This window comes from Flavobacterium pisciphilum, assembly GCF_020905345.1.
In the GTDB taxonomy this organism is placed as follows: Bacteria; Bacteroidota; Bacteroidia; order Flavobacteriales; family Flavobacteriaceae; genus Flavobacterium; species Flavobacterium pisciphilum.
The window spans coordinates 416,166-443,004 of sequence record NZ_JAJJMO010000001.1 but is presented as its reverse complement, the minus strand read 5'-3'; the positions used below and the strand labels follow the sequence as shown (position 1 = coordinate 443,004).

At 32.7% G+C, this 26,839-nt stretch carries 22 protein-coding genes; 14 read left to right on the top strand and 8 right to left on the bottom strand.

Features of this window, described 5'->3' with window-relative positions:
• Positions 1 to 40 precede the first annotated feature (40 nt).
• Both LNQ49_RS01835 and LNQ49_RS01830 read right to left on the bottom strand, forming a co-directional pair.
• Positions 41 to 421, bottom strand: coding sequence for a hypothetical protein (locus tag LNQ49_RS01835; protein WP_229987079.1), 381 nt, complete (start codon positions 419 to 421; stop codon positions 41 to 43).
• Between the two features lie 102 nt (positions 422 to 523).
• Positions 524 to 1,327, bottom strand: coding sequence for a DNA alkylation repair protein (locus LNQ49_RS01830; RefSeq protein WP_229987078.1), 804 nt, complete (start codon positions 1,325 to 1,327; stop codon positions 524 to 526).
• 163 nt (positions 1,328 to 1,490) lie between these two features.
• On the opposite strand from LNQ49_RS01830, the gene LNQ49_RS01825 reads away from it, so the two are divergent.
• Positions 1,491 to 1,829, top strand: coding sequence for a winged helix-turn-helix transcriptional regulator (locus LNQ49_RS01825; protein WP_229987077.1), 339 nt, complete (start codon positions 1,491 to 1,493; stop codon positions 1,827 to 1,829).
• 30 nt (positions 1,830 to 1,859) lie between these two features.
• Here LNQ49_RS01825 and LNQ49_RS01820 read toward each other — a convergent pair whose 3' ends face one another.
• Complete coding sequence (locus LNQ49_RS01820) at positions 1,860 to 2,372, bottom strand: GNAT family N-acetyltransferase (RefSeq protein WP_229987076.1); 513 nt, start codon at positions 2,370 to 2,372, stop codon at positions 1,860 to 1,862.
• 273 nt (positions 2,373 to 2,645) lie between these two features.
• On the opposite strand from LNQ49_RS01820, the gene LNQ49_RS01815 reads away from it, so the two are divergent.
• Both LNQ49_RS01815 and LNQ49_RS01810 read left to right on the top strand, forming a co-directional pair.
• On the top strand, positions 2,646 to 2,819 hold the full coding sequence (locus LNQ49_RS01815) for a hypothetical protein (protein ID WP_229987075.1): 174 nt from the start codon (positions 2,646 to 2,648) through the stop codon (positions 2,817 to 2,819).
• 233 nt (positions 2,820 to 3,052) lie between these two features.
• The gene (locus tag LNQ49_RS01810; RefSeq protein ID WP_229987074.1) at positions 3,053 to 4,156 is read left to right on the top strand and encodes a lipase family protein; all 1,104 of its coding nucleotides are present in this window, start codon (positions 3,053 to 3,055) and stop codon (positions 4,154 to 4,156) included.
• 120 nt (positions 4,157 to 4,276) lie between these two features.
• On the opposite strand, the gene LNQ49_RS01805 is transcribed toward LNQ49_RS01810, so the two are convergent.
• Positions 4,277 to 4,867: a helix-turn-helix transcriptional regulator gene (locus tag LNQ49_RS01805; protein ID WP_229987073.1), complete on the bottom strand. Its 591-nt coding sequence runs from the start codon at positions 4,865 to 4,867 to the stop codon at positions 4,277 to 4,279.
• A gap of 455 nt (positions 4,868 to 5,322) precedes the next feature.
• Between LNQ49_RS01805 and LNQ49_RS01800 the strand changes: the two genes are divergently transcribed.
• The 4 genes from LNQ49_RS01800 (at position 5,323) to LNQ49_RS01785 (ending at position 11,693) form a co-directional block, all read left to right on the top strand.
• Positions 5,323 to 5,820 carry a DUF2480 family protein gene (locus tag LNQ49_RS01800; protein ID WP_229987072.1) on the top strand — a complete coding sequence of 166 codons (498 nt, stop codon included), beginning with the start codon at positions 5,323 to 5,325 and terminating at the stop codon, positions 5,818 to 5,820.
• Between the two features lie 7 nt (positions 5,821 to 5,827).
• Positions 5,828 to 6,952, top strand: a complete 1,125-nt coding sequence (locus LNQ49_RS01795; RefSeq protein ID WP_229987071.1) for an efflux RND transporter periplasmic adaptor subunit — start codon at positions 5,828 to 5,830, stop codon at positions 6,950 to 6,952.
• A 6-nt stretch (positions 6,953 to 6,958) separates the two neighbouring features.
• Complete coding sequence (locus LNQ49_RS01790) at positions 6,959 to 10,105, top strand: efflux RND transporter permease subunit (RefSeq protein WP_229987070.1); 3,147 nt, start codon at positions 6,959 to 6,961, stop codon at positions 10,103 to 10,105.
• Positions 10,106 to 10,307: 202 nt separating this feature from the next.
• Positions 10,308 to 11,693 (top strand): efflux transporter outer membrane subunit, encoded by a 1,386-nt coding sequence (locus tag LNQ49_RS01785; protein ID WP_229987069.1) that lies wholly within the window; start codon positions 10,308 to 10,310, stop codon positions 11,691 to 11,693.
• 131 nt (positions 11,694 to 11,824) lie between these two features.
• On the opposite strand, the gene LNQ49_RS01780 is transcribed toward LNQ49_RS01785, so the two are convergent.
• From LNQ49_RS01780 to LNQ49_RS01765, 4 genes are all read right to left on the bottom strand, one after another.
• The gene (locus LNQ49_RS01780; protein ID WP_229987068.1) at positions 11,825 to 13,819 is read right to left on the bottom strand and encodes a TonB-copper family protein; all 1,995 of its coding nucleotides are present in this window, start codon (positions 13,817 to 13,819) and stop codon (positions 11,825 to 11,827) included.
• A 64-nt stretch (positions 13,820 to 13,883) separates the two neighbouring features.
• A complete protein-coding gene (locus LNQ49_RS01775; RefSeq protein WP_229987067.1) occupies positions 13,884 to 14,735 on the bottom strand; it encodes a hypothetical protein in 852 nt (283 codons plus the stop codon).
• Positions 14,736 to 14,814: 79 nt separating this feature from the next.
• A complete protein-coding gene (locus LNQ49_RS01770) occupies positions 14,815 to 15,117 on the bottom strand; it encodes a hypothetical protein (protein ID WP_229987066.1) in 303 nt (100 codons plus the stop codon).
• Between the two features lie 245 nt (positions 15,118 to 15,362).
• The gene (locus LNQ49_RS01765) at positions 15,363 to 16,019 is read right to left on the bottom strand and encodes a class I SAM-dependent methyltransferase (protein ID WP_229987065.1); all 657 of its coding nucleotides are present in this window, start codon (positions 16,017 to 16,019) and stop codon (positions 15,363 to 15,365) included.
• A 397-nt stretch (positions 16,020 to 16,416) separates the two neighbouring features.
• Here LNQ49_RS01765 and LNQ49_RS01760 point away from each other — a divergent pair, with 397 nt between their 5' ends.
• From LNQ49_RS01760 to LNQ49_RS01730, 7 genes are all read left to right on the top strand, one after another.
• Positions 16,417 to 16,806 (top strand): hypothetical protein, encoded by a 390-nt coding sequence (locus LNQ49_RS01760; protein WP_229987064.1) that lies wholly within the window; start codon positions 16,417 to 16,419, stop codon positions 16,804 to 16,806.
• Between the two features lie 176 nt (positions 16,807 to 16,982).
• Positions 16,983 to 18,065: an efflux RND transporter periplasmic adaptor subunit gene (locus LNQ49_RS01755; protein ID WP_229987063.1), complete on the top strand. Its 1,083-nt coding sequence runs from the start codon at positions 16,983 to 16,985 to the stop codon at positions 18,063 to 18,065.
• Positions 18,066 to 18,234: 169 nt separating this feature from the next.
• Entirely contained in the window at positions 18,235 to 21,402 is a 3,168-nt protein-coding gene (locus tag LNQ49_RS01750; RefSeq protein WP_229987062.1) for an efflux RND transporter permease subunit, read from the top strand.
• Positions 21,395 to 22,828 carry a TolC family protein gene (locus tag LNQ49_RS01745; RefSeq protein WP_229987061.1) on the top strand — a complete coding sequence of 478 codons (1,434 nt, stop codon included), beginning with the start codon at positions 21,395 to 21,397 and terminating at the stop codon, positions 22,826 to 22,828. The genes LNQ49_RS01750 and LNQ49_RS01745 overlap by 8 nt, the downstream gene beginning before the upstream one ends.
• A 180-nt stretch (positions 22,829 to 23,008) precedes the next feature.
• A complete protein-coding gene (locus LNQ49_RS01740; protein WP_229987060.1) occupies positions 23,009 to 23,791 on the top strand; it encodes a tail fiber protein in 783 nt (260 codons plus the stop codon).
• Positions 23,792 to 24,104: 313 nt separating this feature from the next.
• Positions 24,105 to 25,283 carry a tail fiber protein gene (locus LNQ49_RS01735; RefSeq protein WP_229987059.1) on the top strand — a complete coding sequence of 393 codons (1,179 nt, stop codon included), beginning with the start codon at positions 24,105 to 24,107 and terminating at the stop codon, positions 25,281 to 25,283.
• A 614-nt stretch (positions 25,284 to 25,897) separates the two neighbouring features.
• Positions 25,898 to 26,839, top strand: a complete 942-nt coding sequence (locus tag LNQ49_RS01730; protein ID WP_229987058.1) for an alpha/beta fold hydrolase — start codon at positions 25,898 to 25,900, stop codon at positions 26,837 to 26,839.

Sequence of the window (26,839 nt, the reverse complement as noted above, 5' to 3'; positions counted from 1 at the left end):
ATTGTAATACATATTAAATTTTGTCTTTGAATAGATAAAATTAAGTTCCAACCTTATCAATGGGTCTAAAACGCAATGCACTCCAAGTTTCGTTTATAGAAATTGCAGTTACAGTTTTTAATCCAAATTCTTTTCCAGTTACATGAATTGTATCTCTATTTATGTCGGTTTTAATTTTTGAAGTTCCTTTTGGATAAGCAAACCATAACACACTATCAGATTCAATATTTTCTAAATCATGTCTAAGAAAATTTAAAAACTCATCGTTATTATTGATAAAAATCAGTGTGTTTGTACTCTTCGTTTTTTTATCAAAAGCAGTTTTCATACCGAATTCAATGAAGGCTTCTTTTATACCTTCTGGAGCATTAAGTACAGTTCCGTTGTCCTTAAATTTTAGTTTTTTGATAACGTCTAGCATTATTTACGAATTACGTTGTTTAATGCTAATGTATGTATTTTTTACTTGTTGGTAATTTATTTTTAACTATTCTGTTACACTATAAAAAATATAGGCAAATGATTATTTTTCGATAGTTCGGAGAGCCTTTTTAATGATATAAGCTGTTTCTTTTGTGGGGCTAATTTCTTTCCACTTTTTGCAAGTTTCTATAACAAACTCAGGGTTAGTTTTGCTGGCATCATTTAGCCAGTTACCAACGCTATCTTGTACATATTTTGTACTATCAGATTTTAGAGGTTCTAAAATAACTAAGCCTAGTTTTGGATTTTGTTTTAATACTTCGAGATGTTCGCACCAAACTCCTCTTGGTCTTGTGGCTTCACTTGCAAATCGTCTTATATTCTCATCGGAGTGTTTTGTCCATTCAGATAAAATAGTTAGGGCTTCAGCTAAGTTTTTAGTTATAGTTGGTCTTACAGCCAGCCAGCAAATTTCTCTAACACCAAAATGTTTGTCAGCAGAAAAGGGTTGAATTTGGTCTAACATCTCATTAATTGATAGCTCTTCATTTTTTCCAATAGTATAGGTTGCCCAGCATCTTACTAAGTCAGATTTATGAGTTGAAAGTATTGTAAAAAGTTCAGTATCCTTTTCTAGTTTGGCTAATCTAAAAAGACTAGTTCCAATAGATTCATTTATAGTATTGACTGTTTGTTTTTTTAGAGCATCAATATTTGTAATGATTGATTCAAGATACTTAGAACGATCATTTTGTAAAAGAAAATTTTTGAGTAATAGTTTTTGATCAATAGCTAGCCATTCTACTAGATTAGCAGTTTCAATTTCTCCTTTATTAAGTTTTTCTAAAATGCCGATAGGTATGTCCTTTGTAGAGCGTGAACCTTTACGTTTTATTTCTGCCATAATAATTTATCAGTTCTTCAATGGAATTTGTATTAGTAAGCATTCATGTTATTTCAGCTAAGAGAAATGTCCATTATTTTATTAATTTTGCAAAGATTCAAAACATTATCTACATGTGCAATAAGGCATATTATTAGCACATAGGGATAAAAAAGTCACTATTATGAAAACAAAGGAAAAAAGCCCAGAAAATAAAGTTTGCCCATTAGAGGTAGCTGTTAATTCTATTAGTGGAAAATGGAAAGTTCCTATTGTTTGGCAAATAAATGAGGGAAAAAAACGCCCAAGCGAATTTTTGCGTGGAATTGCAAAAGTAGACCGTAGAGTTTTGAATCAGCAGTTAAAAGAAATGGAGCAAGACGGAATTTTGACCAAAGTTTCTTTTAATGAGCTTCCGCCAAGAGTAGAGTATTCACTCACAGAATTAGGAGAAAAATTGGTTACTATTTTATGGATGCTAAATGATTGGGGGAAATTAATGATTCCTGCTGAGGAAGATTAATTAATTTAATCATAAAACTTTTTCTTTGTATTAAAGTAGCGGTCTTTTAATTAAAAAAAAAGCTACGTCTTCATTTCTCCCTGTTAAATTTAAATCAGCCAATTGCTCAAATCCTGCTTTTCGCAATACATTTTGTGATGAGTTGTTATCAAGATCGGTTATAGCAACTACCTCGTTTGTATCAGTATTTGTAAAACAATATTGAGTTATAGCTTTGCAAACTTCTGTAGCGATACCTTTACCCCAATATTCTTTGCTAAGTACATATCCAATTTCCAATTGATTAGAGTTGTGTACAAAAACACGTGCAACACACATTCCTATAAAATTATCATTTGTTGTATCAAAGATAGCCCATCGGCTAAGTTTTCCCGTTTTGTAATTTTCAAGTAGTTCATTAAACATTTCTACATATCTCTCCGGTGAAGCTTCGGGTAGATATTGAGTAACTTGATCGTCTTTAAATAAGTTTAAAAATGTTTGTTGTTCCTCAATTAAAAATTCGCGAATAATTATTTTTTGGCTTTGGTATAGATTTGACATGATGTTGAGTGTATTTATCAAAAGTAAAAAAATATTTTTATATAAAAGGAATCTTTTTTGGTAAGATTTTCTTTTATCAATATCCTTTTTTTAGGTTGGCTTTAAGTTTGCATGCTTTAAAAAATAAAATACATATATTCGTAAAATAGAATAAATAGTATCAATATTTGTATTTGAAATACAGATCAATCTCTACAACTTTAATAGCTATACAGTTATTTTTGGTTTAAGTAGAAAATGGATTTTTAAAAATACAATTAGTTAGAATTAAAAATGGAAATACAACAAATAATAAGATTCGTTTTGCCTTTAGTAAGTATTGTTATGGGATTAGCAATTAGAAATTCAGATAATGAAAATTATACCTCTATAAAAAAGTATTGGTGGTTTTTTGTTGTTATCGGAGTGCTTTTGTTTTCATACCGATTATATGGTTTTTTGAATTAATAAATAGTAAATGCTTCGCGTGCAATTAAGTTTATTTAACTAGCTATGTAATTATAATTGTGTCGCACTGCTTAAATAATTGATTATATTTATTGTAAGATTAGTTTACAATTAAATATTAAATAGTCTCTAGTGTATCTTTTTAAATTATTAGTCTATGTAATCTAGATTATAGAATTGATTTCAAGGTATATCAGAATGAACTAGTATTAATCAATTAATATTCAAACACTATGAAATTTCTAAAATCATTAGTAGTAGGAAGCTTTTTTCTGTTATCATTTTCGAATAGTATTGCACAAGACTTAAAACCTGGATTTGACAAAGCTGAATATAGAGAATTAATATATATTGCTACTCAATCGACAGAATCTCCTGAAAAAGCGAAACTAATTCCTCAACCTGAGCACTCTAAATTAGTATATCGAAGCAAGCCAATTGGACTTGATAATCTTTGGGAATTGTGGCTAAAAGATGAAAACACAGCTGTTTTATGCACAAGAGGTACTACTGAAAAAGGAGTGAGCTGGCTTGCTAACCTTTATGCTGCAATGACGCCGGCCAAAGGTGAATTAAAGATTTCAAATTCAGATACCTTCCAATATGAACTATCTACCAATAAAGATGCTGCAGTTCATACAGGCTATTTATTAAGTACTGCTTTTATTTCTAAAGAAATGCTTCCGAAGATAGATTCTTGTTATAATTCAGGGATTAAGAACTTCATAATTATGGGGCATAGCCAAGGGGGAGGCATAAGTTATTTGCTCACGGCTCATTTTTATAGTTTGCAAAGTAAAGGGCTTTTGCCTGCCGATATTCGTTTTAAAACGTATAGTAGTGCAGCACCAAAACCTGGAAATTTATATTTTGCTTATGATTATGAACGTAAAACACAAAATGGTTGGGCTTTTAATGTTGTGAGTGCAGTGGATTGGGTACCTCAAACGCCTTTTTCAGTTGAAATGACTGAGGATTTACCTATAGTAAGTCCAATTCCATTAGTTGAAGAAACGATTAAGAAACAGACTTTTTTTAAGCGAATGTTTTTAAATATGGTTTACGGAAAATTAACTGATCCATCGCGTAAAACCGTTAAAACGTATCAAAAATTATTGGGGAAAGAAGTAGCAAAAAGAGTTAAAGAGTTTTTGCCTGAGTTTGTACCACCTCCGTTTTATAATAGTAATAATTATGTGAGAACCGGAAATACAATTGTTCTATATCCAAATCCGAATGATGCAAAATATTATGAAACTTTCCCAAACAATACAAAGGATATAATGATGCATCATTCTTTTCCTCCTTATCTATATCTCTTAAATCAACTCGAATAATTTGTGGGAGATGTTTGGTGTGAGATGTTTGGTGTGAGATGTGAATGTAAGATGTGAAACTGTAAACTGCGACTGAATACTGAATACTGAAAACTGTGACTGCAAACGGAACACTAAATCTTAATTAGCATTAATCTGATATGCACATCTTCTGTCACCAGCAATTATATGGCTAATGCGATTGATTATGATTTCTTTTCCTAATACAGATTTAAATGTATTTAATTCAGAGGCGCAGAAACCTTGGCAAATTGTTGCAGCAGCACAAATAGGACAATGATTTTCAACCAAAAGATAGCCTTTGTCATTCTTTGAGTATTCGGCCATATAACCTTCTCTCGTTCTTATTTCGACAAGTTTTTTAATCTTTTGTTCGAGATTATCAATAGTATCAATCTCTTCATGGTACTTCTTTTTACCAGTTTCCTCATAAACATCTATAACGGTTTGTAGGGTATTTTCACCCAGAGTGTTAATAATGTTTATTAGTTTAAGAGTTAATTCAGCATGAGTATCTGGAAATTTTGAGTTTCCATTTGGAGTAAGGCTAAACATTTTTTGAGGTCTTCCCACACCTTTAGACTCTTCTTGTGGATGAATATAACCATCTTCAACAAGTTTAAGTAGCTGTTGTCTAACACCTTCTTTTGTTATCTTAAGCTCATACGCAATCTCAAGGGCCGTAAGAGGACCTCGCATTTTGAGCAGCATTAATATCTTATTTGTAGTCATAAATTAATAAAACAAGTATTTAGTTGTTTTATTATGCAAAATTATTAATTTTGCATAACTTATCAAAGCTGATTGAAAGATATTATTACCCCTAATTTCAATCAACATTGTTAGTTACAGAATTAATTAACGTAAAATTATAGATTATGTTATTAGAATTACAAGAACTTCCCATTAGTTCGTATGATATGATTGATTTACCTGTATATATTGTTCCGTACTGGAACGTGCTAATGAAAATTAGCAAATAGTATATATTCTTCACTATAGATTTTAGAAATCTGAAAGAACTTTAATTAAAGATTAAAGTGTTTTCACAACGTGCTCAACGAGTTTGAATAGTATTCAAATTGGGCAGGGGATACCTATGTCTAAAAAGTAGCAAACCTCAAAATTTAAATTCAATAATAATTCAATTTTTTAATAATCAGAATATGGAAATAATAAATAAAATAGATGCTTCAGGAATACAAACTTTTGATTTACGGACTTATAAACCCAATGGGAATGATTTTTTAGTATTTGATATCGTACCGTTTCTTATAGAAGATTTTCTATTGCAGGAAAAAACATTTCGATTAGAAATGGCAAAGATAGATTGGAGTCAATTTAAAGGGAAAGATGTTATTATCTGTTGTTCAAATGATGCTATAGTTCCGCTTTGGGCTTATGTATTAATTAGTTCATTGTTGGCTCCTTATACATCAATAGTAGTGTATTCAACAACAGGAAATCATGAAAGTCTTTTATGGATGGAAAGAATAAGAAAGATTGAGTTTTCGGCTTTCATAGGTCAAAAAGTCGTTTTAAAAGCAAATTCATCTATACCAGAAGAAATTCTTGTATTGGCGACTAGCCAATTAATTAAATATGTACAAACCTTAATGTGGGGAGAAGCAGGTTCTCCTTTAATGATTTATAAAAGAAAATAAGCCTACAATGAAAAAAACAATAGCAATCCTGTTTATAGGAACACTCTCAATAGTTTCATGTGATACTAAAAAAACGGAACAAGTAGAAACTCCAAAAGAATATCCAACACTTAAGTTAAAGGCTCAAAGAGCGAATGTTTCTGTTGAATATCCAACCACTTTAGAAGGGGAGCAAACGGTTGAAATACGCTCTAAAATAGATGGATATATTGAGCAAGTTTATGTAGAAGAAGGCTCGGTTGTAACCAAAGGACAACCTTTATTTAAAATAGATGCCAATAGTTATTTGCAAGAAGTAAACAATAAGAGAGCAGCAGTTTTGGCAGCTGAAGCCAGCTTAGAAACAGCAGTTATTCAAACAAAAAGAACAGCGGCTCTTGCGGAAAAGAAAATTATAAATACCTATGAATTAACGTCTGCTAAAAATATAGAAAGGGTTAAAAGAGCTGAATTAAGTCAGGCCAATGCTGATTTATCAGCGGCTAAGTCAAAGCTTGCCTTTACCAATATAGTGAGTCCGATTAATGGTGTGGTGGGGAGTTTGCCTTTTAAAATAGGTAGTTTGGTGAGTAGCACGGCACCTGACCCCTTAACAACAGTTGCAAATACAAGACAAGTATATGCTTATTTTTCGCTAAGTCAGCAGCAGCTAAATTCCTTTTTAAGTCAATATTCAGGAAATAAACTAAAGGATAAATTTAAGAATATGCCTGAGGTTTCTTTACAGACTGCCGATGGTGAAATATACCCACAAAAAGGAAAAATACAGACTTTAAGTGGTGTCTTAAATGCAAGCACAGGCGCTGCTAATTTTAAGGCAGTTTTTCCAAATCCAGATGCTAAACTTTGGAGTGGTGCAAGTGCTACGATTATTATCCCAACACAGTTTGAAGATGCAATTCTTGTTCCTAAAAAAGCAGTATTTGAATTGCAAGGACGCTTTTTCGTTTTTGCAATAGATGCTCAAAATGTAGTACGTAACACCGAAATAAAAATTAGAAATACAGCAACTGAAAAAGAGTATGTAGTAAGTGAAGGTGTAAAATCTGGAGTTAGTATTGTTACTGATGGAATAGGGAATTTAAGAGATGGAGAGAAAATTACGCCAATAGTTGCTTTAGCAAAAAAATAAAAAATCATGTTTAGAAAATTTATAGAAAACCCGGTATTATCTACTGTAATATCGATAATAATAGTGATTTTGGGATTGCTAGGATTGGCTTCATTGCCTATATCTCAATATCCTGAAATTGCTCCACCTACAGTTGTTGTAACGGCATCATATCAAGGGGCAAGTGCAGATGTAGTATTGAAAAGTGTGATTATACCTCTGGAAGAGCAAATAAACGGAGTTGAGAATATGAGTTATATGACTTCTACTGCTAGTAGCAATGGTAGTGCAACGATAACAATATTCTTTAAACAGGGTACAAATCCCGATATGGCTGCTGTGAATGTTCAGAACAGAGTTACAAAGGCTACGAGTTTGTTGCCTAATGAGGTTATTAAATCAGGAATTACAACCAGTAAGCAATTAAGTAGTACTGCTTTTAGTTTTTTGTTATACAGTAAAGACGGAAAGTATGATGAAAAATTCCTTGATAATTATTTGAGAATAAATATTATGCCTGAGATGAAACGTGTTGAGGGTGTAGGGGGAACTGAAATTTATACGAGTCAGGAATATTCTATGCGTATTTGGTTAAAACCAGATGCAATGGCTACTCAAGGTTTGGTTCCTGATGATATTATCACTGCATTACGAGAGCAAAATATCGAAGCTGCTCCAGGGAAAATAGGAGAGAACAGTAGAGAGTCAGTTCAATATGCATTAAAGTTTACTGGAAGGCTAGAAGATCCTGCAGCTTTTGAAAACATTGTCTTGAGAAGCGGTAAACAAGGTAGTTTATTGCGTCTAAAAGATGTTGCAGAGATTGAATTTGGAGCTTTAGATTATAGTACTTCTCTAATTACACAAGGAAATGTTTCTTCGGGTGGAGCAATAAGCCAAATTTCAGGTTCAAACGCTAGAGAGCTTATTATTGCTTGTGAGGACATACTAAAAAAAGCATCCAAGGATTTTCCTCCGGGATTGGAGTATCATACATTCCTGAATGCCAATGACTTTTTGGACGCATCAATTGAGAAAGTAGTTTATACTATTATTGAAGCTTTCATTTTGGTTTTTATCGTTGTATTTATCTTTTTACAGGATTTTAGATCTACATTAATACCTGCAATTGCAGTTCCTGTATCGATTATTGGTACTTTCTTTTTCTTAAAGTTATTCGGTTTTACTATTAATTTATTGACTCTTTTCGCTTTGGTTCTTGCTATTGGTATTGTTGTCGATGACGCGATTGTTGTTGTTGAAGCTGTTCACGCCAAATTAGATCAAGGGGCAAAATCGGCCAAGAAAGCTACCATTCATGCCATGAGTGAGATTTCAGGAGCGATAATATCGATTACCTTAATTATGTCGGCAGTATTTATTCCGGTTACGTTTATTACAGGATCGGCTGGAGTATTTTACAAGCAATTTGGTTTGACACTGGCAGTAGCCATTTTAATTTCTGCAGTTAATGCATTGACTTTAAGTCCAGCACTTTGTGCTATTTTATTAAAACCTCACGATCCTGAAAAAACAAATCACCCTAAAGGATTTTTACCTAAGTTTTATGCTAGTTTTAATGTTGCTTTTGAAGCTGTTACCACTAAATATGTTGGAGCTGTTCGATTTTTAATTCGTAGAAAATGGATTTCATTAGTAGCAATAGCAATCTTTGGAATTGTGTTTTATGTACTTATGAAAAATACGCCAACAGGTTTTGTGCCTAATGATGATGGGGGAGCCATTTTTGGAAACGTGGTTTTACCACCATCTTCTACACTAGAACGTACTGAAGAAATTACAAAAGAAATAGATAGTATTGCGAGAAGTATTCCTGAAATAGAACTTTCGTCTACACTTTCAGGGATGGATTTAATTCATGGAAATGGAGGTTCTTATGGGGCATTGTTTATTAGACTGAAGCCATGGAATGAAAGAAAAGGCAAAACACAAGATGTTAATTCAATTGTTGGTCAGTTGTTTGCAAAAACAGCTCATATAAAAGGAGCAAGTATTATATTCTTTGCAGCTCCAACTTTGCAGGGATTTGGAAATAGCAATGGATTTGAAGTGCAATTGCAAGATAAAACGGGAGGTAGCTATCAAAAATTTGATGAAAACATCAAAAAGTTTATGACCGAAATCAATAAGCGACCAGAGATTATGTATGCTACAAGTCCGTTTAATATTGGGTTTCCAGAATTAGAAGTTAATGTGAATGTAGCTAAATGTAAAGATGCTGGCGTAAGTGTAAATGCAGTACTTAATACACTTCAAGGGTATTTTGGTGGAATCTATGCTTCTGATATTAATAGATTTGGTAAACAGTATAGAGTGATGTTGCAATCGCATCCTGATTATAGAGCAAAGGAAAGTGATGTCAATAAAATTTTTGTTAGAACTGATAATGGCTTAATGGCTCCAATTTCGGAATTTGTAACATTGAAAAAGAAGGAGGGTCCAGAATTTTTAAATCGTTTTAATCTATTTACTTCTACTACGGTTACTGGTGCGCCAAATGCAGGTTATAGTTCAGGAGATGCGATTAAGGCAATCGAAGAAGTTGCAGCAAAAACATTAGATAGAGGATATACGTATCAGTTCTCAGGATTAACTAAAGAAGAACTCTCTAGCGGAAGCCAAACTACATTAATCTTCGGGCTTTGTTTACTATTCATTTACTTCTTGTTGAGTGCTCAGTATAAGAGTTATATTTTACCGTTTTCGGTATTGTTATCATTACCCATAGGGCTTGCAGGTGCATTTATATTTGCGAACCTTTTTGGAGTTGATAACAATATTTTCCTTCAGATAAGTTTAATTATGTTGATTGGTCTTTTGGCTAAAAATGCAATTCTAATTGTAGAGTTTGCGCTATTGCATCGCTTAAGCGGAAGAAGCTTAGTTCAGTCGGCTATATTTGGAGCAAGAGCCAGATTGAGACCTATTTTAATGACCTCTTTTGCTTTTATTTTTGGATTGATTCCGTTGATGATTGCTACAGGAGCAGGAGCTTTAAGTAATAGATCAATTGGTACAGCTGCTGTTGGTGGGATGCTGATTGGTACCGTATTCGGTGTTTTTGTAATTCCTATTCTATTTATCATATTTCAGACTTTACAAGAAAAAATTGGAGGAATAAAAGAACCGATACATGAACCAAGAACAATTTAGATTTATTTAGTAACAAAGGCTCAAAGTTATAAAGGTACTTAGCCTCTAAGGTTCTGAGAGGCTAAGGTTTTTAGAAATTGAACACCATGACTGTTCTTCGACTCCGTTCAAGATAACATTGCGACTGAGACTGAAAATTAAGATTGAAAACTAAAAAAGATACACTTTTATTTTAAAAAAATAACAATACAAACATATCATAATGAACACATACAATTATAAATCGATACTCATTGTATTGCTTGTTGCAAGTATATGGAGCTCGTGTAAAATCACGAAACCTTATGCTAAACCAGCAACTTCAGTAAATTATCGAGAGTCCAAAAGCACCGATAGTACTACTATTGGTATGATGAAATGGTCGGAGCTATTTACAGATGCGGCATTACAACAACTTATTTCTGACGGATTGGCTGCAAATCTAGATTTAAAGATTGCTGTAGAACGAATCAATCAGTCAGCTGTTAATCTTAAACTGAGTAAAGCAGCTTTTCTACCTTCAGTAAACGGAAATGTGTCAGTAAAAGAATCAAGACTTGCTTTTCCGCAAGGATTTGGGCTTTTTGACCAATCTACTCAATATGATTTGGGAATTTCTGCTGGATGGGAAATAGACGTTTGGGGTAAATTAAATAGTGCCAAAAAAAGTGCAGTAGCTAACTTATTGGCTACAGATGCAGCTAAACGTGCTGTTCAAACACAGTTAATTGCAAATATTGCCAATTCGTATTATGAATTGTTACTGCTTGATGAACAACTCAAAGTACTTAAAATGACAGCCAAAAATAGAGAGAAAGATGCAGAAACAATTAAGGTTCTTTTTGAAAATTCTATTATCAATGGAGTCGCTGTGGTACAAAGTGAGGCTAACTTTTACGAAGCTGAATTAGCGATTCCAGATATAGAGCAAAAGATTATCGAAACAGAACATGCCTTATGTGTACTTCTTGCCATATCACCAACTAAGATTAACAGAAGCACTCTTGAACAGCAAAAGTTAGTGTATGATCTTAAAATTGGAGTTCCGATGCAACTCCTTGCTAATAGACCAGATGTACAACAGGCAGAATATAATTTTAGAACTGCATTTGAAGAAAGTAATGTAGCAAGAGCCTATTTCTATCCAGCTTTGACTATTAGTGGAGCAGCGGGTTTTTCTAGTTTCGGATTAAAGGATTGGTTTACAAACGGGAGTCTTTTTGGTAATATTGCGGGAGGTTTGACACAACCTATTTTTAATAAAGGAATCAATAAAGCTAGATTGGCTACCGCATTGTCATTGCAAAAAGAAGCGTTGTATAATTTTGAATTGTCGATGTTAAAGGCAAGTGAAGAAGTATCGAATGCACTTTCTAGATATGATAATGCAGCCTTAAAAGAGGAAAAAAGAAAAAGACAACTAGAGGCATTAGTAAAAGCAGTAGAGTTTAATAAAGAATTATTGAACAATTCTACTACTAACTATACAGATGTATTAACAGCCGAACAAAACTTGCTTAATGCACAATTAAGAGGAATTGATGATCAAAGTCAGAAACTGCATGCAGTTGTGAATTTGTATCGTGCCCTTGGCGGAGGTTGGAATTAATAACTAACTTTTTATAATATTATCATTTTTAGGAACGAGATATTCCATTGATATTAATTGTATCACTTATGTGATTTCTCGTTCCTCGAAATGATAAACTCTACTTTATAAGCTAGTAATAGTGTAGCTTATTAGAACAAGGCATAAGAAACATTTATAAAAAAATTTCTTCCTTGGCGTGGGATTTTATTCCAATCAGAAAATGTACTGTAATAAGTATCAAAGATATTTTCGACCCCAGCTTGGACATTCATTTTGTTTTTATTCAAGGCAAATGTATAGCCAGAATTAAAATTAAAAATTACATAAGCAGGAGTTTTTGACTCACCATAAACAGCTGCAAATTTTGTTTGAGCAAGATTTCCAGATGCACCAAATCCTAGATTAAAGTTTTCTTTTTTAAATTGTATGTTTCCAGAATAACGCAACGGACTTATGAATGGTAGCTTGTTACTTTCATTATCTTTTCCGTAGCTATAAACCAAGAGTGTTTTAAAGTTCCAGTTTTCGGTTATTTTATATTCCAAATTCAAATCAGTATTAAAAATGGTGGCATAATCTAAAGCATTATATACTTTTACTCCTGAAGCTCCAATAGTCATAGGATGTATGTCTGTATTGATTTTCCCAACGATATAATCCTGAATATGAAAAAAAGAAGAAGTTAGGGTTGAAGTGAATTTTCCCGTTTTATATCCAAAAGAGAGATTAGCTTCAAAAGATTTTTCATTTTCTAGATTTGGATTTCCGATATAATCATAAAAGTCATTGCTATTGTACAAATAATAACCATAACCTTCAGAAACAGACGGAGCTCTTTCGCCATAGGCTAAACCTAAACCGTATTCAAATTTGTCATAGTGTAAAATATAATTTCCAGCTAAACTTTTTAAAATACGATTTTTTGTTTCTTTCATTTCGGGATAAAAAATCTGAAGGCTTTGTAAACCAAATTCATCAGCGACTTTATTAGAATGGATTCCGATAGTAGAGGAAATTTTAACAGTAGCATTTTGAGAAATTTGTATTGCATCTTCTAGATAAACTCCGTTATACAATGTTCGTATATCGGGCCAAGTATACATAAACATAGCGTTTTCTTTGGGATTATTGGGATACATCGTCATCTCGGCAATCGATTTATTATAAAACCCATTGAGGTTAGCCATAAAATGATGATTTTTAAATTTTCCTTTCAACTTAGAATAGTATCCGTAAGTATCTGACCAACCAGGCATATCCATATGAATAGGAACACTTGGTCTTTTGGTATCATCCATTCTGTGTGTGATTGTATTAAAATATACTTTGGTTTCCCAATTAGTAAAATAGCCAGAAACAGGAGTGAAGCTATAACGCAAAGCCGTTATTGTGGCTTTTGCTAAAGAAACATCCATTGGCAAAGCTGGATAGCCTACATCTGTAGCTTTATCATAAATTATAGAACCTTCAATTAAACTTTTTTTGCCCAAATAAAAACCTGCTGTGGCTGATAAATTGTATTTAGTAAATTGCGAAAAATTGATTTCTTCATGATTTCCTGCTTTGTAGTTTTCGGCATCGCGATACGTAAAATCGGTATTGAAATAAAATGAACTGTGATTGTAACCTATTGATGTACCGATGATTTTATGCTGGTTGTTGGTTTCGTAACCTGTCTTTAATACGGTATTCCACCCTAATTCTTTTTGTATAAGATTGTTTCGTTTCAAATCAATTGTTCCTCCAATGGTAGGCCCGTGACAGCTCCCTTGCTGACCAGAAGCTATAGTCGCTTCAGATAGATTTGATATTTCAACATATGACGTTACAGGGTCCATTTTATCGGTACAGGCTCCAAAAATTCGCATGCCATCAATTGTAACCACAGTACGCTCAGTAGCCATACTATTAATGATCGGTTCTAAGGCATATCCGCCTCTTCTTATCATATTTACCTTTGATGATTGTTGTAAGTATTCCTCAACTGTCGCAAGTGATTTTGGTTGTTTAAGGTGCGCTGGTGTCTTTTTGCAAATGACAATAATTTCACTGAGATCAATTGGAGAAATACTATCTTTTACTTCTTTCTGCGCAAAACAAATACTTGAAAATGTTGCTAACAGAATTGTTGCTATAGTTTTCATAATATTATGAATAATGAGAACCAAGTGATTTCACTTGGTCCTTTCTTGTTACTACTAAAAATGATTAAAATTCAATCTCGAGAAAAAGACTGCTTGCTGAATTTTCTTGAGTAACTTCTTCTCCTTTTAGCTTCTCGCCAGATGCATTTAAAAGCTGTAGGTTAATTTTCCAATATCCAGTCATTGTCAAGGATAGTTTTCCGTTATACAATCCTCCTGTAGTTGATTGTATTAAATCGGTATTGTTAGGAGAGCTGTGATTGCCCATACTTGGCATTCGCGGATCGATTTTTACTTTAAAATTATCGACTGCTGTAAACGTCATCATATCTTGCATTTTATATAGTCCTACAGTCATGTTGTTTATAGCAACTTTTGGGTTTTTGGGACTGATGTAAGCCAAGATATATCTTGCGCCATCACTTCCAGTGAAAGAGCTTACAGTACGTTTTTCAGAAGCAGGTACATTTATCTTAGCTGTAGTAGTGTAATCAATAGCATTAATGGTATAATTAATTTTTAGTTCCCAAAATTCAGAGGTATTTTGCGCCATTTGAAAAACAATAGTACCCTCATATAGTGTTTGTTTACCAGAAACCTTTTCGATTAAAGATTTAGGACAAGAATGTTTCATGGTTGCCATATTCATTATTGGCATCCAATTAAGGGAAGCATTGGTAATATATTTGTCGGTTGTTTTGTCTTTTATTCTTAAGGAAATTTGATTGTAACCTTGGGTTAGTTTACCAGTTTCTGAATAAAGTTCAATGATATGATTGTCATTAGATAGCTCTTGAATTTTGACAAGTCCAGAGGTTTCATCAATAGGGTTTTCTGATACTGAATCACTGTCAGAAGAACATGAATAAAAGGCAATTGCCAAAAGCAAGATAGATAAATATTTAAAATTTTTCATAAGTATTAAATTAAGAATGGATAATAAAATGCTTGTCGGTTGTGAGACCGAGAAGACAATTAATAAAGATTTCGAAAAATTAATACTGAAGGTTGGGCGGATGAAATACTAAGGTTATATTGAAATGGGTGTAAAGATTCTTAGGTAGAATATCCTTTTTTAAGATTGACTCAATTACAAGGTTAAAATTAAAAGAGTCAATTTTTTCAATGAATAATAAATCAATTCCAGTTGGGGCGTTTTTTTTCTCAGTTGATGGAGAAGAATCATTTTCGGATGCTTTACCCAATTCTTTTTTTAAATAACATTTTCCTTTACAATCCAATTCTGGCTGACTTTTGTTCTCACAAAGTTCAGTCGCTATATAATTATAATTAACCATGTAATCCAATATAGGAAATAGGGGTCTTATAATTATGGCTATTAAAAAGATGTAAGCGAGGGATTTCATTCTATTTCTTGAAACCACAAATTTAAGAGCAACTTTTTTTTGAAAGTATGATTATAGTCATATTTTTTAAATATAAAATAATCTTTTTGTAGTTGCTCATGGTGAGGGGATTAACCAATTTAATAATCTCCCTAATACTATTGTTAATAGAGTACCCAGCTTTTTCCCAAGTAAACCTAGAAGAATAGAGCTAAATCGTTGACATCTGCATGAAGGAATAAAATAAGACTTTGGATTTTAGTTTTAATTTTATAAAGGTAGATATGCCAGAAGATTTCATTAGATTGTTTTACGAGTTCTGTCTTTAATAATACATATTCATTAGGTACTGCTTCCATAACATTATCTGAATTTTTAAATAGAGAAATTATCAAATAACTACTGTCTGTATCTTTAACAAATCTAGAGACAATATTTTCCTGATCTTCCAGATAATAAAGAACTTCGTTAAAAATGACAATATCGTATTGTTCGTTGGTGTTATATTGATTGAGATCAGCAGTTATAAAAGAAGAGTTTATAAAATTTTGTTTTTTGGCTCTACAAATTGCTGTAGCAGATAAGTCTACACCTGTTATGGTAGAATAATCGGATTCTTTTAAATAAGAATTTAAGGCTCCATATCCACAGCCTAAGTCTAGTATTCTTGGTTTATCGATATGGGTAGCTTTGATGAATTCAATTATCTTTTCATATCTGGTCTTTTCCTCTGTCATAAAATCCCATTTACCTAAAGCATATTTGTAGTTCCAGCTACATTTTTTTCTGAATTTTTCTACTTTGATAAGAAATTGACTAAAATTAGATTTTGTATTGCTTTTATTTAATGTCATCTATAGCTAGTTTATATTGGCTAAAACGGCTTTGTACTTCGATATGTTTGGATTCAGTTAATGGGTATTTTTTATTTGCTTACTAAATTATTAATTATTTTAATTCTAAATAATAATCCAAGTTAAAGTTATTGTAATATTTTTTTTAGCCAAATTATATTATAAAATGCGTTTAAAGATTGATACCTTTTACGTTACCTAAAATTATGTAGTATTTAATAGGATATAATATTTCTAAAAAATTGGGAATAATATACTTAATTTAAGAAAATGATATAAGAATTGTTGCTCGTAACAATTTAATAACCAGTAGAAAACGTTTTCGGTGACATTTACTTGTTAAAGCCTAGTGAAATTTCTTTTTTTGTTTCAATACTTTGTTTACTTTTGACGCCAAATGAGAAAACTGATTGTGTTATTTGTGTATTTAGGATTGCTTCTGCTAGGCGGGGGTCAGTATCTTAATGCAGGTACACATCAAAAATCTGATTCATCCTCTCATAGTCTAGAGAAAAAACACCGAGTAAAATTTACGAATCAAGATTCAGGTAACTCTTTAATTGAGGATGCTGATATTGATATCGATGAAGAGCATCTGGGTGGTGATGTTAAAGATGAAATTTCAGATAAACTTTTCGCTGGAAATTATAGCTTATTAGATAATTGGTATTTGACAATCTCTTGTCAATCACTTTTAAACCATTGTCAAAAGAATTTTAAAATCTTCACGCCATTTTGTGGCCAAACCAATCCTATTTATATTACTCAACGAGTATTAAGAATCTGATAAACAAGATACATCGGTTACCTAAAGTGTAATGATGCATATCTTGTGGTTGTATATTAAACTTACATCTTCTTGTATGACTGTTCATGCATAACTATGGCTACTGATGTTTTTTTCACATCTAAAGGAATCCTTGCATTCCAAGCATTCAATCGCTTAATTACCATTTTTATACCATGAAGAGAATAGTCGTGTTAACGGGCGTTATTGCCTTGTTGTACCTAACTAGTTGTACAGCTAAAAAAGAAGAAAAAGAAGAAGCCGAAAAATTTACTGTGACCAATCCTGTAAAAATCGACACTTCGTTTACCAAGCAATATGTTTCGCAGATAAAATCTGTACGAAACATTGAAATCCGTGCACAAGAAAAAGGATTCCTGCAAAACATTTATGTTGATGAAGGTCAATTTGTAAAAGCAGGACAGGTATTGTTTAGAATTCAGCCTAAAATGTATGAAGCAGAGTTACTTAAAGCTCAAGCAGAACAAAAATCGGCTGAAATAGAATTTCAGAATACTAAAGTACTAGCAGATAAAGATATTGTTTCAAAGAACGAGCAAGCAGTTGCGTTATCTAAAGTCCAAGCAGCAAAAGCAGAAGTTGCATTGGCAAAACTTCATTTATCATTCACAGAAATTAGAGCTCCATTTGACGGAACTATCGATCGCATTCCGCTAAAATTAGGAAGTCTTATTGATGAAGGGGAGCTATTGACAAGTCTTTCAGACAACAGTCAGATGTTTGCTTATTTCAATGTATCAGAACCAGAATATTTGCAATATCAAACAGATGTAAAAGATCGTGCAGAAACTAAAGTTAGTTTGCTTTTAGCTGATGGACAAGTTTTTAAGGAGAAAGGAAATGTTGAATTAATCGAAAGTGAGTTTAACAACGAAACAGGAAATATCGCTTTTAGAGCAAGATTTCCTAACTCAGGTAAGCTACTTAGAAATGGTGAAACAGGACAAGTTCAGATGTTAGTGCCTCTTAAAAATGCTATTGTGATTCCACAAAAAGCAACTTATGAAATTCAGGATAAAAAGTATGTTTTCATTATAGACAAAAACAATAAAGTAAGCTCAAGAGAGATCACTATAACAGGTGAAATTCCTGATTTATATGTGATTAGTAGTGGATTGACTGAAAATGATAAAATTTTACTTGAAGGGGTTCAGAAAGTAAAAGAGAATGACAAAATTAAATATGAGTTTCAATCTCCTAAAGTGGTATTGAATAGTTTACGCTTAAAAGCAGAGTAAGTTAAAGTTATCAGGTGTGCAAAAAGTGATTAGTGAAAAGTTAGAAGTAAACAGTGGGCAGTATTCATTTTACATTTCTCATTTTACATTTCACAATCAACATTTCACAAGTTCACAATAACTGATAACACTTAAAATCAATTTAGCTTAATCATTAAAAAAATATAAAATGTTTAATAAATTTATTCAAAGACCTGTACTGTCGATAGTAATATCGCTGATAATTGTCTTTTTGGGGGTATTGTCGGTTCTAAATTTACCTATTACCCAATTCCCTTCCATTTCTCCTCCCATGGTAAATGTTACAGCAGATTACCCTGGATCTAATGGAGAATTGATGATTAAATCTGTTGTTATTCCTTTGGAAAGAGCTTTAAATGGAGTTCCTGGAATGAAATATATGACTTCAGATGCTGGAAATGATGGGGAAGCGAGTATTCAGGTTGTATTTAACTTGGGTACCGACCCTAATCAAGCAGCAATTAATGTTCAAAATCGTGTAGCTTCGGTTACTAATAAATTACCTCCATTAGTAGTAAGGGAAGGAGTAAAAATTACTCGTGAAGTTCCTAGTATGTTAATGTATGTGAATCTTTATAGTACGGATAAGAATACCGACATGAAGTTTTTATACAATTATGCAGATATCAATGTATTATCTGAGCTTAAAAGGGTTAATGGTATTGGATCTGGAGATATTTTAGGAACACGTGAATATGCAATGCGTATTTGGTTGAAACCGGATCGTATGTTGGCTTATAAAATATCGGCTGATGAAGTAATGGAAGCATTATCAAGTCAAAGTTTGGAGGCTTCACCTGGTAAAACTGGGGAAAGTTCTGGTAAACGTTCACAAGCATTTGAGTATGTATTGAAGTATTCTGGACGTTTTACAACGAAGGAACAATATGAAAATATAGTAGTAAGATCAAATAGCAATGGAGAACTTTTGCGATTGAGAGATGTTGCTAAAGTAGAATTTGGTAGTTCAATGTATGATATTTATTCTAATTTAAATGGAAGACCATCAGCAGCTATCGTATTAAAACAATCATTTGGAAGTAATGCAAATCAAGTTATTGAGGATGTAAAAGCCAAATTAGAAACTATTAAGAAAAAGTTTCCAAAAGGAATGGATTATGAAATCTCGTATGACGTTTCTAAATTCTTGGATGCTTCTATAGAGAAAGTAATCCACACTTTGATTGAAGCTTTTATCTTGGTAGGATTAGTTGTGTTTCTTTTCTTGGGTGATTGGCGTTCTACGATTATTCCAGCAATTGCAGTTCCAGTATCATTGGTAGGAACGTTTGTGTTCATGCAATTTTTTGATATTTCGCTCAACTTAATTACATTATTTGCTTTGGTTCTGGCTATTGGAGTCGTCGTCGATGATGCCATTGTGGTTATTGAGGCGGTTCACGCCAAGATGGAAGAAGAACATCTTTCACCATTTAAAGCTACCAAAAAAGCAATGCATGAGATTGCAGGTGCAATTATCGCTATTACATTCTTGATGGCTGCGGTATTTATTCCAGTTGCCTTCATGTCAGGTCCTGTAGGAGTTTTTTACAGACAGTTTTCGATTACGATGGCAACAGCTATTATACTTTCAGGTATTGTTGCATTGACTTTGACACCAGCACTTTGTGCGATGATGTTAAAAAACAATCATGGTAAACCTAAAAAGAAAACACCAGTAAATAGATTTATAGATGGTTTTAATAACAAGTTTAATCTAGCACAAGGTAAATACCAAAACGTATTAGAGAAAATTGTAAATAGAAGAGCCGTTACTATTATTGCGCTTTTAGGTTTTTGTGCAGGAACATGGTTGATTAGCAGCACTGTTCCTTCTGGATTTATTCCAAATGAGGATCAAGGTATGTTTTATGCTATTATTCAAACACCTCCCGGATCATCATTAGAAAGAACCAATAATATTGCTGAGAAATTGCAAAAAATTGCAGAAACAATAGATGGAGTAAAATCAGTTTCGTCATTAGCGGGTTATGAAATTTTGACCGAAGGTACAGGATCTAATGCAGGAACATGTTTGATTAACCTTAAAGATTGGAATGATAGAAAACAATCAGTTCAAGAGGTTATGATAGAATTGGAAGAAAAATCTAAAGATATTCCAGGTGCAAACATTGAGTTTTTCCAACCCCCAGCAGTACCGGGATATGGAGCAGCAGGAGGATTTGAACTTCGTTTGTTAGATAAAACAGGTTCGGGAGATTTCAAGAAAATGGAAGCTGTTAATACTGAATTTGTAAAAGAACTAAACAAGCGTCCGGAGTTATCTAACGTATTTAGTTTCTTTAGTGCTAGTTTTCCTCAATATATGATGAAAGTTGATAATGATTTGGCACAACAAAAAGGAATTTCTATCGAGAATGCGATGAATACATTGTCGACACTTGTTGGAAGTAACTATGAGATTAGTTTTATCAAATACGGAATTAATTATAAAGTAATTGTTCAGGCAGCTCCTGAGTATCGTGCACAACCAGATGATATCTTAAAGCTATATGTGAAAAACAATCATGATGAAATGGTTCCTTTTTCTGCTTTTATGAAATTAGAGAAAGTATATGGTCTTTCAGAAATCACAAGACATAATATGTATAACTCTACTGAAATTAGTGGTGGTGCCGCTCCGGGATATAGTAGTGGTACAGCTATTAAGGTGATTCAAGAAGTTGCAGCTGAAAAATTGCCTAGAGGATATGATATCGACTGGGCAGGTATTTCTGCCGACGAGGTTGCTCAAGGAAATCAAGCAATTTGGGTTTTCCTTATCTGTTTAGGGTTTGTGTATCTAGTACTAGCAGCACAATACGAGAGTTTTATTTTACCATTATCTGTAATTCTGTCTTTACCAGCAGGTATTTTTGGAGCATTCCTTTTATTAAAATTAACTGGGTTAGAGAATAATATCTATGCTCAGGTTGCTATGGTAATGCTTATTGGTTTATTGGGTAAAAATGCGGTATTAATTGTGGAGTTTGCGATACAAAGGCATGCAGCGGGTAGATCGGTTTTTGAATCTGCATTGGAAGGTTCTAAAGCTCGTTTCCGTCCAATTTTGATGACTTCATTTGCCTTTATTGCAGGATTGCTTCCGTTAGCTTTTGCTACTGGTCCAGGTAAAATTGGTAACAGAACTATTGGTACAGCAGCAGCTGGAGGTATGCTTATTGGGACTATTTGTGGTGTATTTGTTATTCCGGGATTGTATTATATTTTCGCTAGAATCGCTGAAAAACACAAACTAGTAAAACATGAAGAAGAAAATCCATTAACAGAAGAAATTGACAACAATCATGTATAAAATCAAATTATATAAATATAGTATTGTTTTTGGGCTTTGTCTTGCTGTAGTAAGTTGTAAAGCACCACAAACAGTAGCAGAAACTCCAAAGAACCCTATTCCAGAGTCATTTGGCAGTACTAAGGACTCGACAAATATGTCGAATATTAAGTGGAGCAATTATTTTAAAGACCAGAACCTTGTTGCTTTAATTGATACTGCATTAAAAAACAATCAGGAATTAAACATCACTTTACAAGAAATCGAAATTGCTAAAAACGATATTCGTGTTAGAAAAGGAGCATTGTTGCCTTCAGTGGGTGTACGTGCAGGAGCAGGAGTAGAGAAAGTAGGGCGATATACTAGTCAAGGTGCTGGTGATGCTACTACTGAGATTAAACCTGGTAAAGAAACACCCGATCCGCTAGGTGATTTTACTATTGCTGCTTATGCAAACTGGGAAGTGGATATCTGGAAAAAGCTACGTAATTCTAAAAAGGCAGCTGTGAGCAGGTATTTGGCTACTGTAGAAGGTAAAAACTTTGTAATCACAAATTTAATTGCCGAGGTTGCTGATTCGTATTACGAATTGTTAGCTTTAGACAGTCAGTTGGATATTGTAAAACAGACTATTAAGTTGCAAACAAATGCTTTAGAAATTGTAAAAATTCAAAAGCAAGCTGCTAGAGCAACGGAATTAGGAGTTCAGAAATTCCAAGCTGAAGTTATGGCTTCAAAAAGTAAAGAGTTTGATATTCTGCAGCAAATAAAAGAAGCAGAGAATAAGATCAACTTTTTACTAGCTCGTTATCCACAGGAAATTAAAAGAGACAATACAGACTTTTTAGCCTTGTTACCAGCATCAGTTAATTCTGGAATTCCATCACAATTACTAACTAATCGTCCTGATGTAAAACAGGCTGAGTTAGAATTAGTGGCAGCAAAACTTGATGTAAAAGTAGCTCGTGCCGAATTTTATCCGTCACTTGATATTTCGGCAGCGATAGGTGTACAAGCATTTAAGCCAACGTATTTGTTTACTATGCCTGAATCATTGCTGTATTCTTTAGCAGGAGATTTGGCTGCGCCATTAATTAACAGAAATGCAATAAAAGCGGAGTTCAGTAGTGCCAATGCAAGACAACTTCAAGCATTGTATAATTACGATCGTACGGTTTTAAATGCTTATTTAGAAGTATCAAATCAGCTTTCTAAAATTGAGAATCTTCAAAAAGGATATGATTTAAAATCGCAACAAGTAGCTGCTTTGAATAAATCAATTGATGTTTCTAATGACTTATTTAAGTCAGCAAGAATTGATTACTTTGAAGTTCTAATGACACAACGTGATGCACTAGAAGCTAAACTTGAATTGATTGACACAAAGAAAGAGCAACTTAATGCTGCAGTCTATGTCTATAAAGATTTAGGTGGTGGCTGGAAATAAAATTGGTTATTTGTAGTTAAAAAACCTCTTGAGAGTAAAATCTTAGGAGGTTTTTTTATGTTTTAAAAGTGTATTAAATATAAGAATTTCCTTTTCTTGAATTGGTTTTCTAAGGTTAAAAATTATACATTTAAAACCTTGTAAATAATTTATTACTTAAAAATTAAAATCAACAAACAAATGAAAAAAACATTACTGTCTTTTATGATACTATTTTCTTCTTTTTCTTATAGTCAAACCTTTGATGGTAATTTAGGCTCAAAAAGTTTAAATTGGAATAATGATCAAAAAGATTTCAATAGTCCTCCTAGAGTTGGTGTTAATCCTATGTCTATTCGTTTATGGGATAATTATCATGGGATAAATGCACCATCAGAATATGGATCTTTATTAGAATTATATGGACAGCATGGTCACCTTGTTTCTCATCTTTATTTTGATAATACGTGGAATGGAGGTAGAATCCTTTATAGAAGTGCATTTTATGCACAAAATACTTGGGAAAGCTGGCGTTATCTTCTAGATTCTAAAAGTGATATTGAATCTTCGGGTAATTTAAAAATAAGCGGAAATGGTAACAATTATATTGTAAATGGCAACGTAGGTATAGGAACTGTAAGTCCAGATTCAAAACTTACTGTTGCTGGTAATATTCATGCGCAAGAAGTGAAAGTAACTATTAATGCAGGTAAAGTACCAGATTATGTTTTTGCAAATGATTACAAATTAAAACCACTGCAAGAGGTTGAAAAGTATATCAAAGAAAACAATCACTTACCAGAAATACCTTCAGCTAAAGAAATAGAAAATAATGGCTTGATGTTGGCAGAAATGAATATGAACTTGCTTAAGAAAATTGAAGAACTTACGTTGCATACTATAGAGCAACAAAAGGATATTAAGCAATTAATTAAAGTTGTTGAAGAACAAAGTAAAAGATTAAATTCTTTAGAAAACAAATAAGCGATTAGAATTATAAACCTCTTAAGATTTTACTCTCAAGAGGTTTTTTTATGTTTTAAATTTAGATATTTTAATAGGATTGGGTTAGAGTTATGTTTGATATGAAATGGCATCAATGACTATAAATATAGCTAATTTCTTTTGTCAAAAATATACAGATTTAATCTTACAAATAGTTTGTTGTTTATGTAATAAATCTATTTTTGTCTAGGAAATGAAGTAAATGATACTTTAATATGATTGTAATTAAAACCTAACGAGCAATCAAACATAATTAGAAAAAAGATAATATAAATTGAAATAAAGTAAAGTCATGAAAGTAAGGTTGTTAATAATTGTTTTTTTTGTTTGTCAAATTAATTTTGCCCAACACAATCTTCCAGTAGGGAGTTTTGTAATCAGTAATGATGGAGTGCATAATACAAATTTTAATAGTGGATATGTTGCCAATATGAATATGGGATTTGATGGAAGTACTGGATTTGTAAAATTTGGCACTCATACAGGAAATGGTTTTAGGGATAATATCCTTTATATGAGAGGTATTGATGGAAATGTAGGTTTAGGAACAAATTCTCCAAGAGCAGTATTAGATGTTGCAACTAATATTCAAAATGGTGTTTTAGGTACAGTATTCGGTCGTTTGCCAGAAGGTAATGATGTTGGTGAGGGAACTTTTTTAGGAGTGAGGGGACATAGTACTTCAGGTTTAATTGCAAAATCTTTTTCGATTGAGCATAGTTTTTATAGTATTGTGAATAGCTCAATTAATTTTTTTAGAGGTAATTCTAGCGTTGGAGGTAGTATAGCTTTTAATACTAATAATAATATAGAACAAATGCGTATTGATGCTAATGGTAATGTTGGTATTGGTACAATAGTTCCTAATTATAAATTGGATGTTCAAGGTAGAGTTTCTGCTGAAAGCCTATATGTGAAAAAATTAGACATCACAAATGATGGGGTTCATAACTCAAGTATAAATAGTGGTGGTGTTGCATCTATAGATATGGGATTTGATGGTGCTACAGGTTATGTGAAATTAGGTGCACACACAGGAAGAGGCTATAGAGATAATATTTTTTATCTGAGAGGGCTTGATGGTAATGTAGGTATTGGAACAGGAAGTCCAGATTCAAAACTTACTGTTGCTGGAAATATCCATGCTCAAGAAGTGAAAGTTACCATTGATGCAGGTAAAGTACCAGATTATGTTTTTGCAAATGATTACAAATTAAAACCACTGCAAGAGGTTGAAAAGTATATCAAAGAAAACAAGCACTTACCAGAAATACCTTCGGCTCAAGAAATAGAAAAGAATGGCTTGATGCTGGCAGAAATGAATATGAACTTGCTTAAGAAAATAGAAGAACTTACTTTGCATGCTATAGAGCAGCAAAAGGATATTAAACAATTAATAAAAGTTGTTGAAGAACAAAGTAAAGTTGTTGAAGAACAAAGCAAAAGATTGAACTCTTTAGAGAATAAATAAACGATTATAATTTTAAAAACCTCTTAAGAGCAAAATCTTAGGAGGTTTTTTTATTTTGAGAAATATATTGGCTTCAAGTTCTTTGTAAGAATAAGTTTTCTAGCTGATGTAGAAGATATATCGGCATATTTTATTACAGATTTGAATCAATTACTGTTAAATAAAAACTATCATTTATAATGGTGGTTTTATTTAATATCAGCACTTTTTTTTAAAAAATAATTTTGTACCTCTGATGATTTTAATGATTCTTTATTTACTCGAATCAACTATATAAGTGAATTAAATAGTATTGAATATGTATTAGTTACCAAAGGACTGGTTGTACTTAATGATAAGTTTGAATCATCATTTTGAATTTATGAAATGCAATGACTGATGTAAAGTGTGATGGTGTTGGTTGGGATATATAATTCTTATTTTTGCAATTAAAATATACATTATTTGAAGGATGAATGACAACGAAAACGATACAAAGCGACTATCGCGACTAACGGCGATACTTACAAGAGTATTTCGAAACATATCATTAATTTTTTTTTTAACCCTTGACATAGGGTTGTCACTAGGTAGGTATAATTTCGCATTATTAAGTAATCTTTAAAAGAATAAAAATGATAAACGAAATTAACTCAACCAATTTTCCTCAACCTACTCTCATCTCAATCAACGATGTAGAACTAGAAGTTTTTGAAGCAGGTAAACAGAATATAGGAAAGCCCATTGTACTCTGTCATGGTTTCCCTGAACATGCTTTTTCTTGGCGTCATCAGGTATCAGCACTTGTTACAGCTGGTTATCATGTCATTATTCCAAATCAAAGAGGTTATGGTAACTCATCGAGTCCAATCGAAGTAACTCAATATGATATTGTACACCTGACTGGTGATTTAGTAGCATTACTGGATCACTTTGGATATGAAGATGCCATTTTTGTTGGTCATGATTGGGGAGCAAATGTCGTTTGGAATCTGGCACTATTGCATCCAGAAAGAGTAAGTAAAATAATAAACTTGGCTTTACCTTATCAAGAGCGAGGTGAAATACCATGGATTGAGTTTATGGAAGCAATATTTGGAGGAGACTTCTATTTTGTTCACTTCAATAGACAACCAGGTGTGGCAGATGCTATAATGAATGAAAATGCTACCCAATTCCTACGTAATATATTCCGTAAAAATGTACCTATTACACCACCGGAGCCTGGAATGCTGATGATAAATCTTGCACAAGCAGAAAATCCATTGTGGGAACCTTTAATGGAAGAAAGTGAACTATCTGTATTTGTTTCTGCCTTTGAATTAACAGGTTTTACAGGAAGTATAAATTGGTATAGAAATATGGATAGAAACTGGCATTTAATGGCGGATGTTACCCCAGTCATTTATCAGCCGACTCTTATGATATATGGTGAACAGGATACGATTCCTGAGAGTGAAAACTTAAAAAATATTGTTCATAATTTGGATATTGTACGACTGGATTGTGGTCATTGGATTCAACAAGAAAAACCAGAAGAAACTACCCAAGCAATTTTAAAATGGTTAGAACAATAG

Coding starts and splice junctions, on each gene's coding strand:
- LNQ49_RS01810 (WP_229987074.1), top strand. CDS start 3,053: ATGAAATTTCTAAAATCATTAGTAGTAGGAAGCTTTTTTCTGTTATCA.
- LNQ49_RS01735 (WP_229987059.1), top strand. CDS start 24,105: ATGAAAGTAAGGTTGTTAATAATTGTTTTTTTTGTTTGTCAAATTAAT.
- LNQ49_RS01770 (WP_229987066.1), bottom strand. CDS start 15,117: ATGGTTAATTATAATTATATAGCGACTGAACTTTGTGAGAACAAAAGT.
- LNQ49_RS01830 (WP_229987078.1), bottom strand. CDS start 1,327: ATGGCAGAAATAAAACGTAAAGGTTCACGCTCTACAAAGGACATACCT.
- LNQ49_RS01825 (WP_229987077.1), top strand. CDS start 1,491: ATGAAAACAAAGGAAAAAAGCCCAGAAAATAAAGTTTGCCCATTAGAG.
- LNQ49_RS01775 (WP_229987067.1), bottom strand. CDS start 14,735: ATGAAAAATTTTAAATATTTATCTATCTTGCTTTTGGCAATTGCCTTT.
- LNQ49_RS01815 (WP_229987075.1), top strand. CDS start 2,646: ATGGAAATACAACAAATAATAAGATTCGTTTTGCCTTTAGTAAGTATT.
- LNQ49_RS01835 (WP_229987079.1), bottom strand. CDS start 421: ATGCTAGACGTTATCAAAAAACTAAAATTTAAGGACAACGGAACTGTA.
- LNQ49_RS01790 (WP_229987070.1), top strand. CDS start 6,959: ATGTTTAGAAAATTTATAGAAAACCCGGTATTATCTACTGTAATATCG.
- LNQ49_RS01800 (WP_229987072.1), top strand. CDS start 5,323: ATGGAAATAATAAATAAAATAGATGCTTCAGGAATACAAACTTTTGAT.
- LNQ49_RS01785 (WP_229987069.1), top strand. CDS start 10,308: ATGAACACATACAATTATAAATCGATACTCATTGTATTGCTTGTTGCA.
- LNQ49_RS01740 (WP_229987060.1), top strand. CDS start 23,009: ATGAAAAAAACATTACTGTCTTTTATGATACTATTTTCTTCTTTTTCT.
- LNQ49_RS01745 (WP_229987061.1), top strand. CDS start 21,395: ATGTATAAAATCAAATTATATAAATATAGTATTGTTTTTGGGCTTTGT.
- LNQ49_RS01780 (WP_229987068.1), bottom strand. CDS start 13,819: ATGAAAACTATAGCAACAATTCTGTTAGCAACATTTTCAAGTATTTGT.
- LNQ49_RS01765 (WP_229987065.1), bottom strand. CDS start 16,019: ATGACATTAAATAAAAGCAATACAAAATCTAATTTTAGTCAATTTCTT.
- LNQ49_RS01730 (WP_229987058.1), top strand. CDS start 25,898: ATGATAAACGAAATTAACTCAACCAATTTTCCTCAACCTACTCTCATC.
- LNQ49_RS01750 (WP_229987062.1), top strand. CDS start 18,235: ATGTTTAATAAATTTATTCAAAGACCTGTACTGTCGATAGTAATATCG.
- LNQ49_RS01820 (WP_229987076.1), bottom strand. CDS start 2,372: ATGTCAAATCTATACCAAAGCCAAAAAATAATTATTCGCGAATTTTTA.
- LNQ49_RS01755 (WP_229987063.1), top strand. CDS start 16,983: ATGAAGAGAATAGTCGTGTTAACGGGCGTTATTGCCTTGTTGTACCTA.
- LNQ49_RS01805 (WP_229987073.1), bottom strand. CDS start 4,867: ATGCTGCTCAAAATGCGAGGTCCTCTTACGGCCCTTGAGATTGCGTAT.
- LNQ49_RS01760 (WP_229987064.1), top strand. CDS start 16,417: ATGAGAAAACTGATTGTGTTATTTGTGTATTTAGGATTGCTTCTGCTA.
- LNQ49_RS01795 (WP_229987071.1), top strand. CDS start 5,828: ATGAAAAAAACAATAGCAATCCTGTTTATAGGAACACTCTCAATAGTT.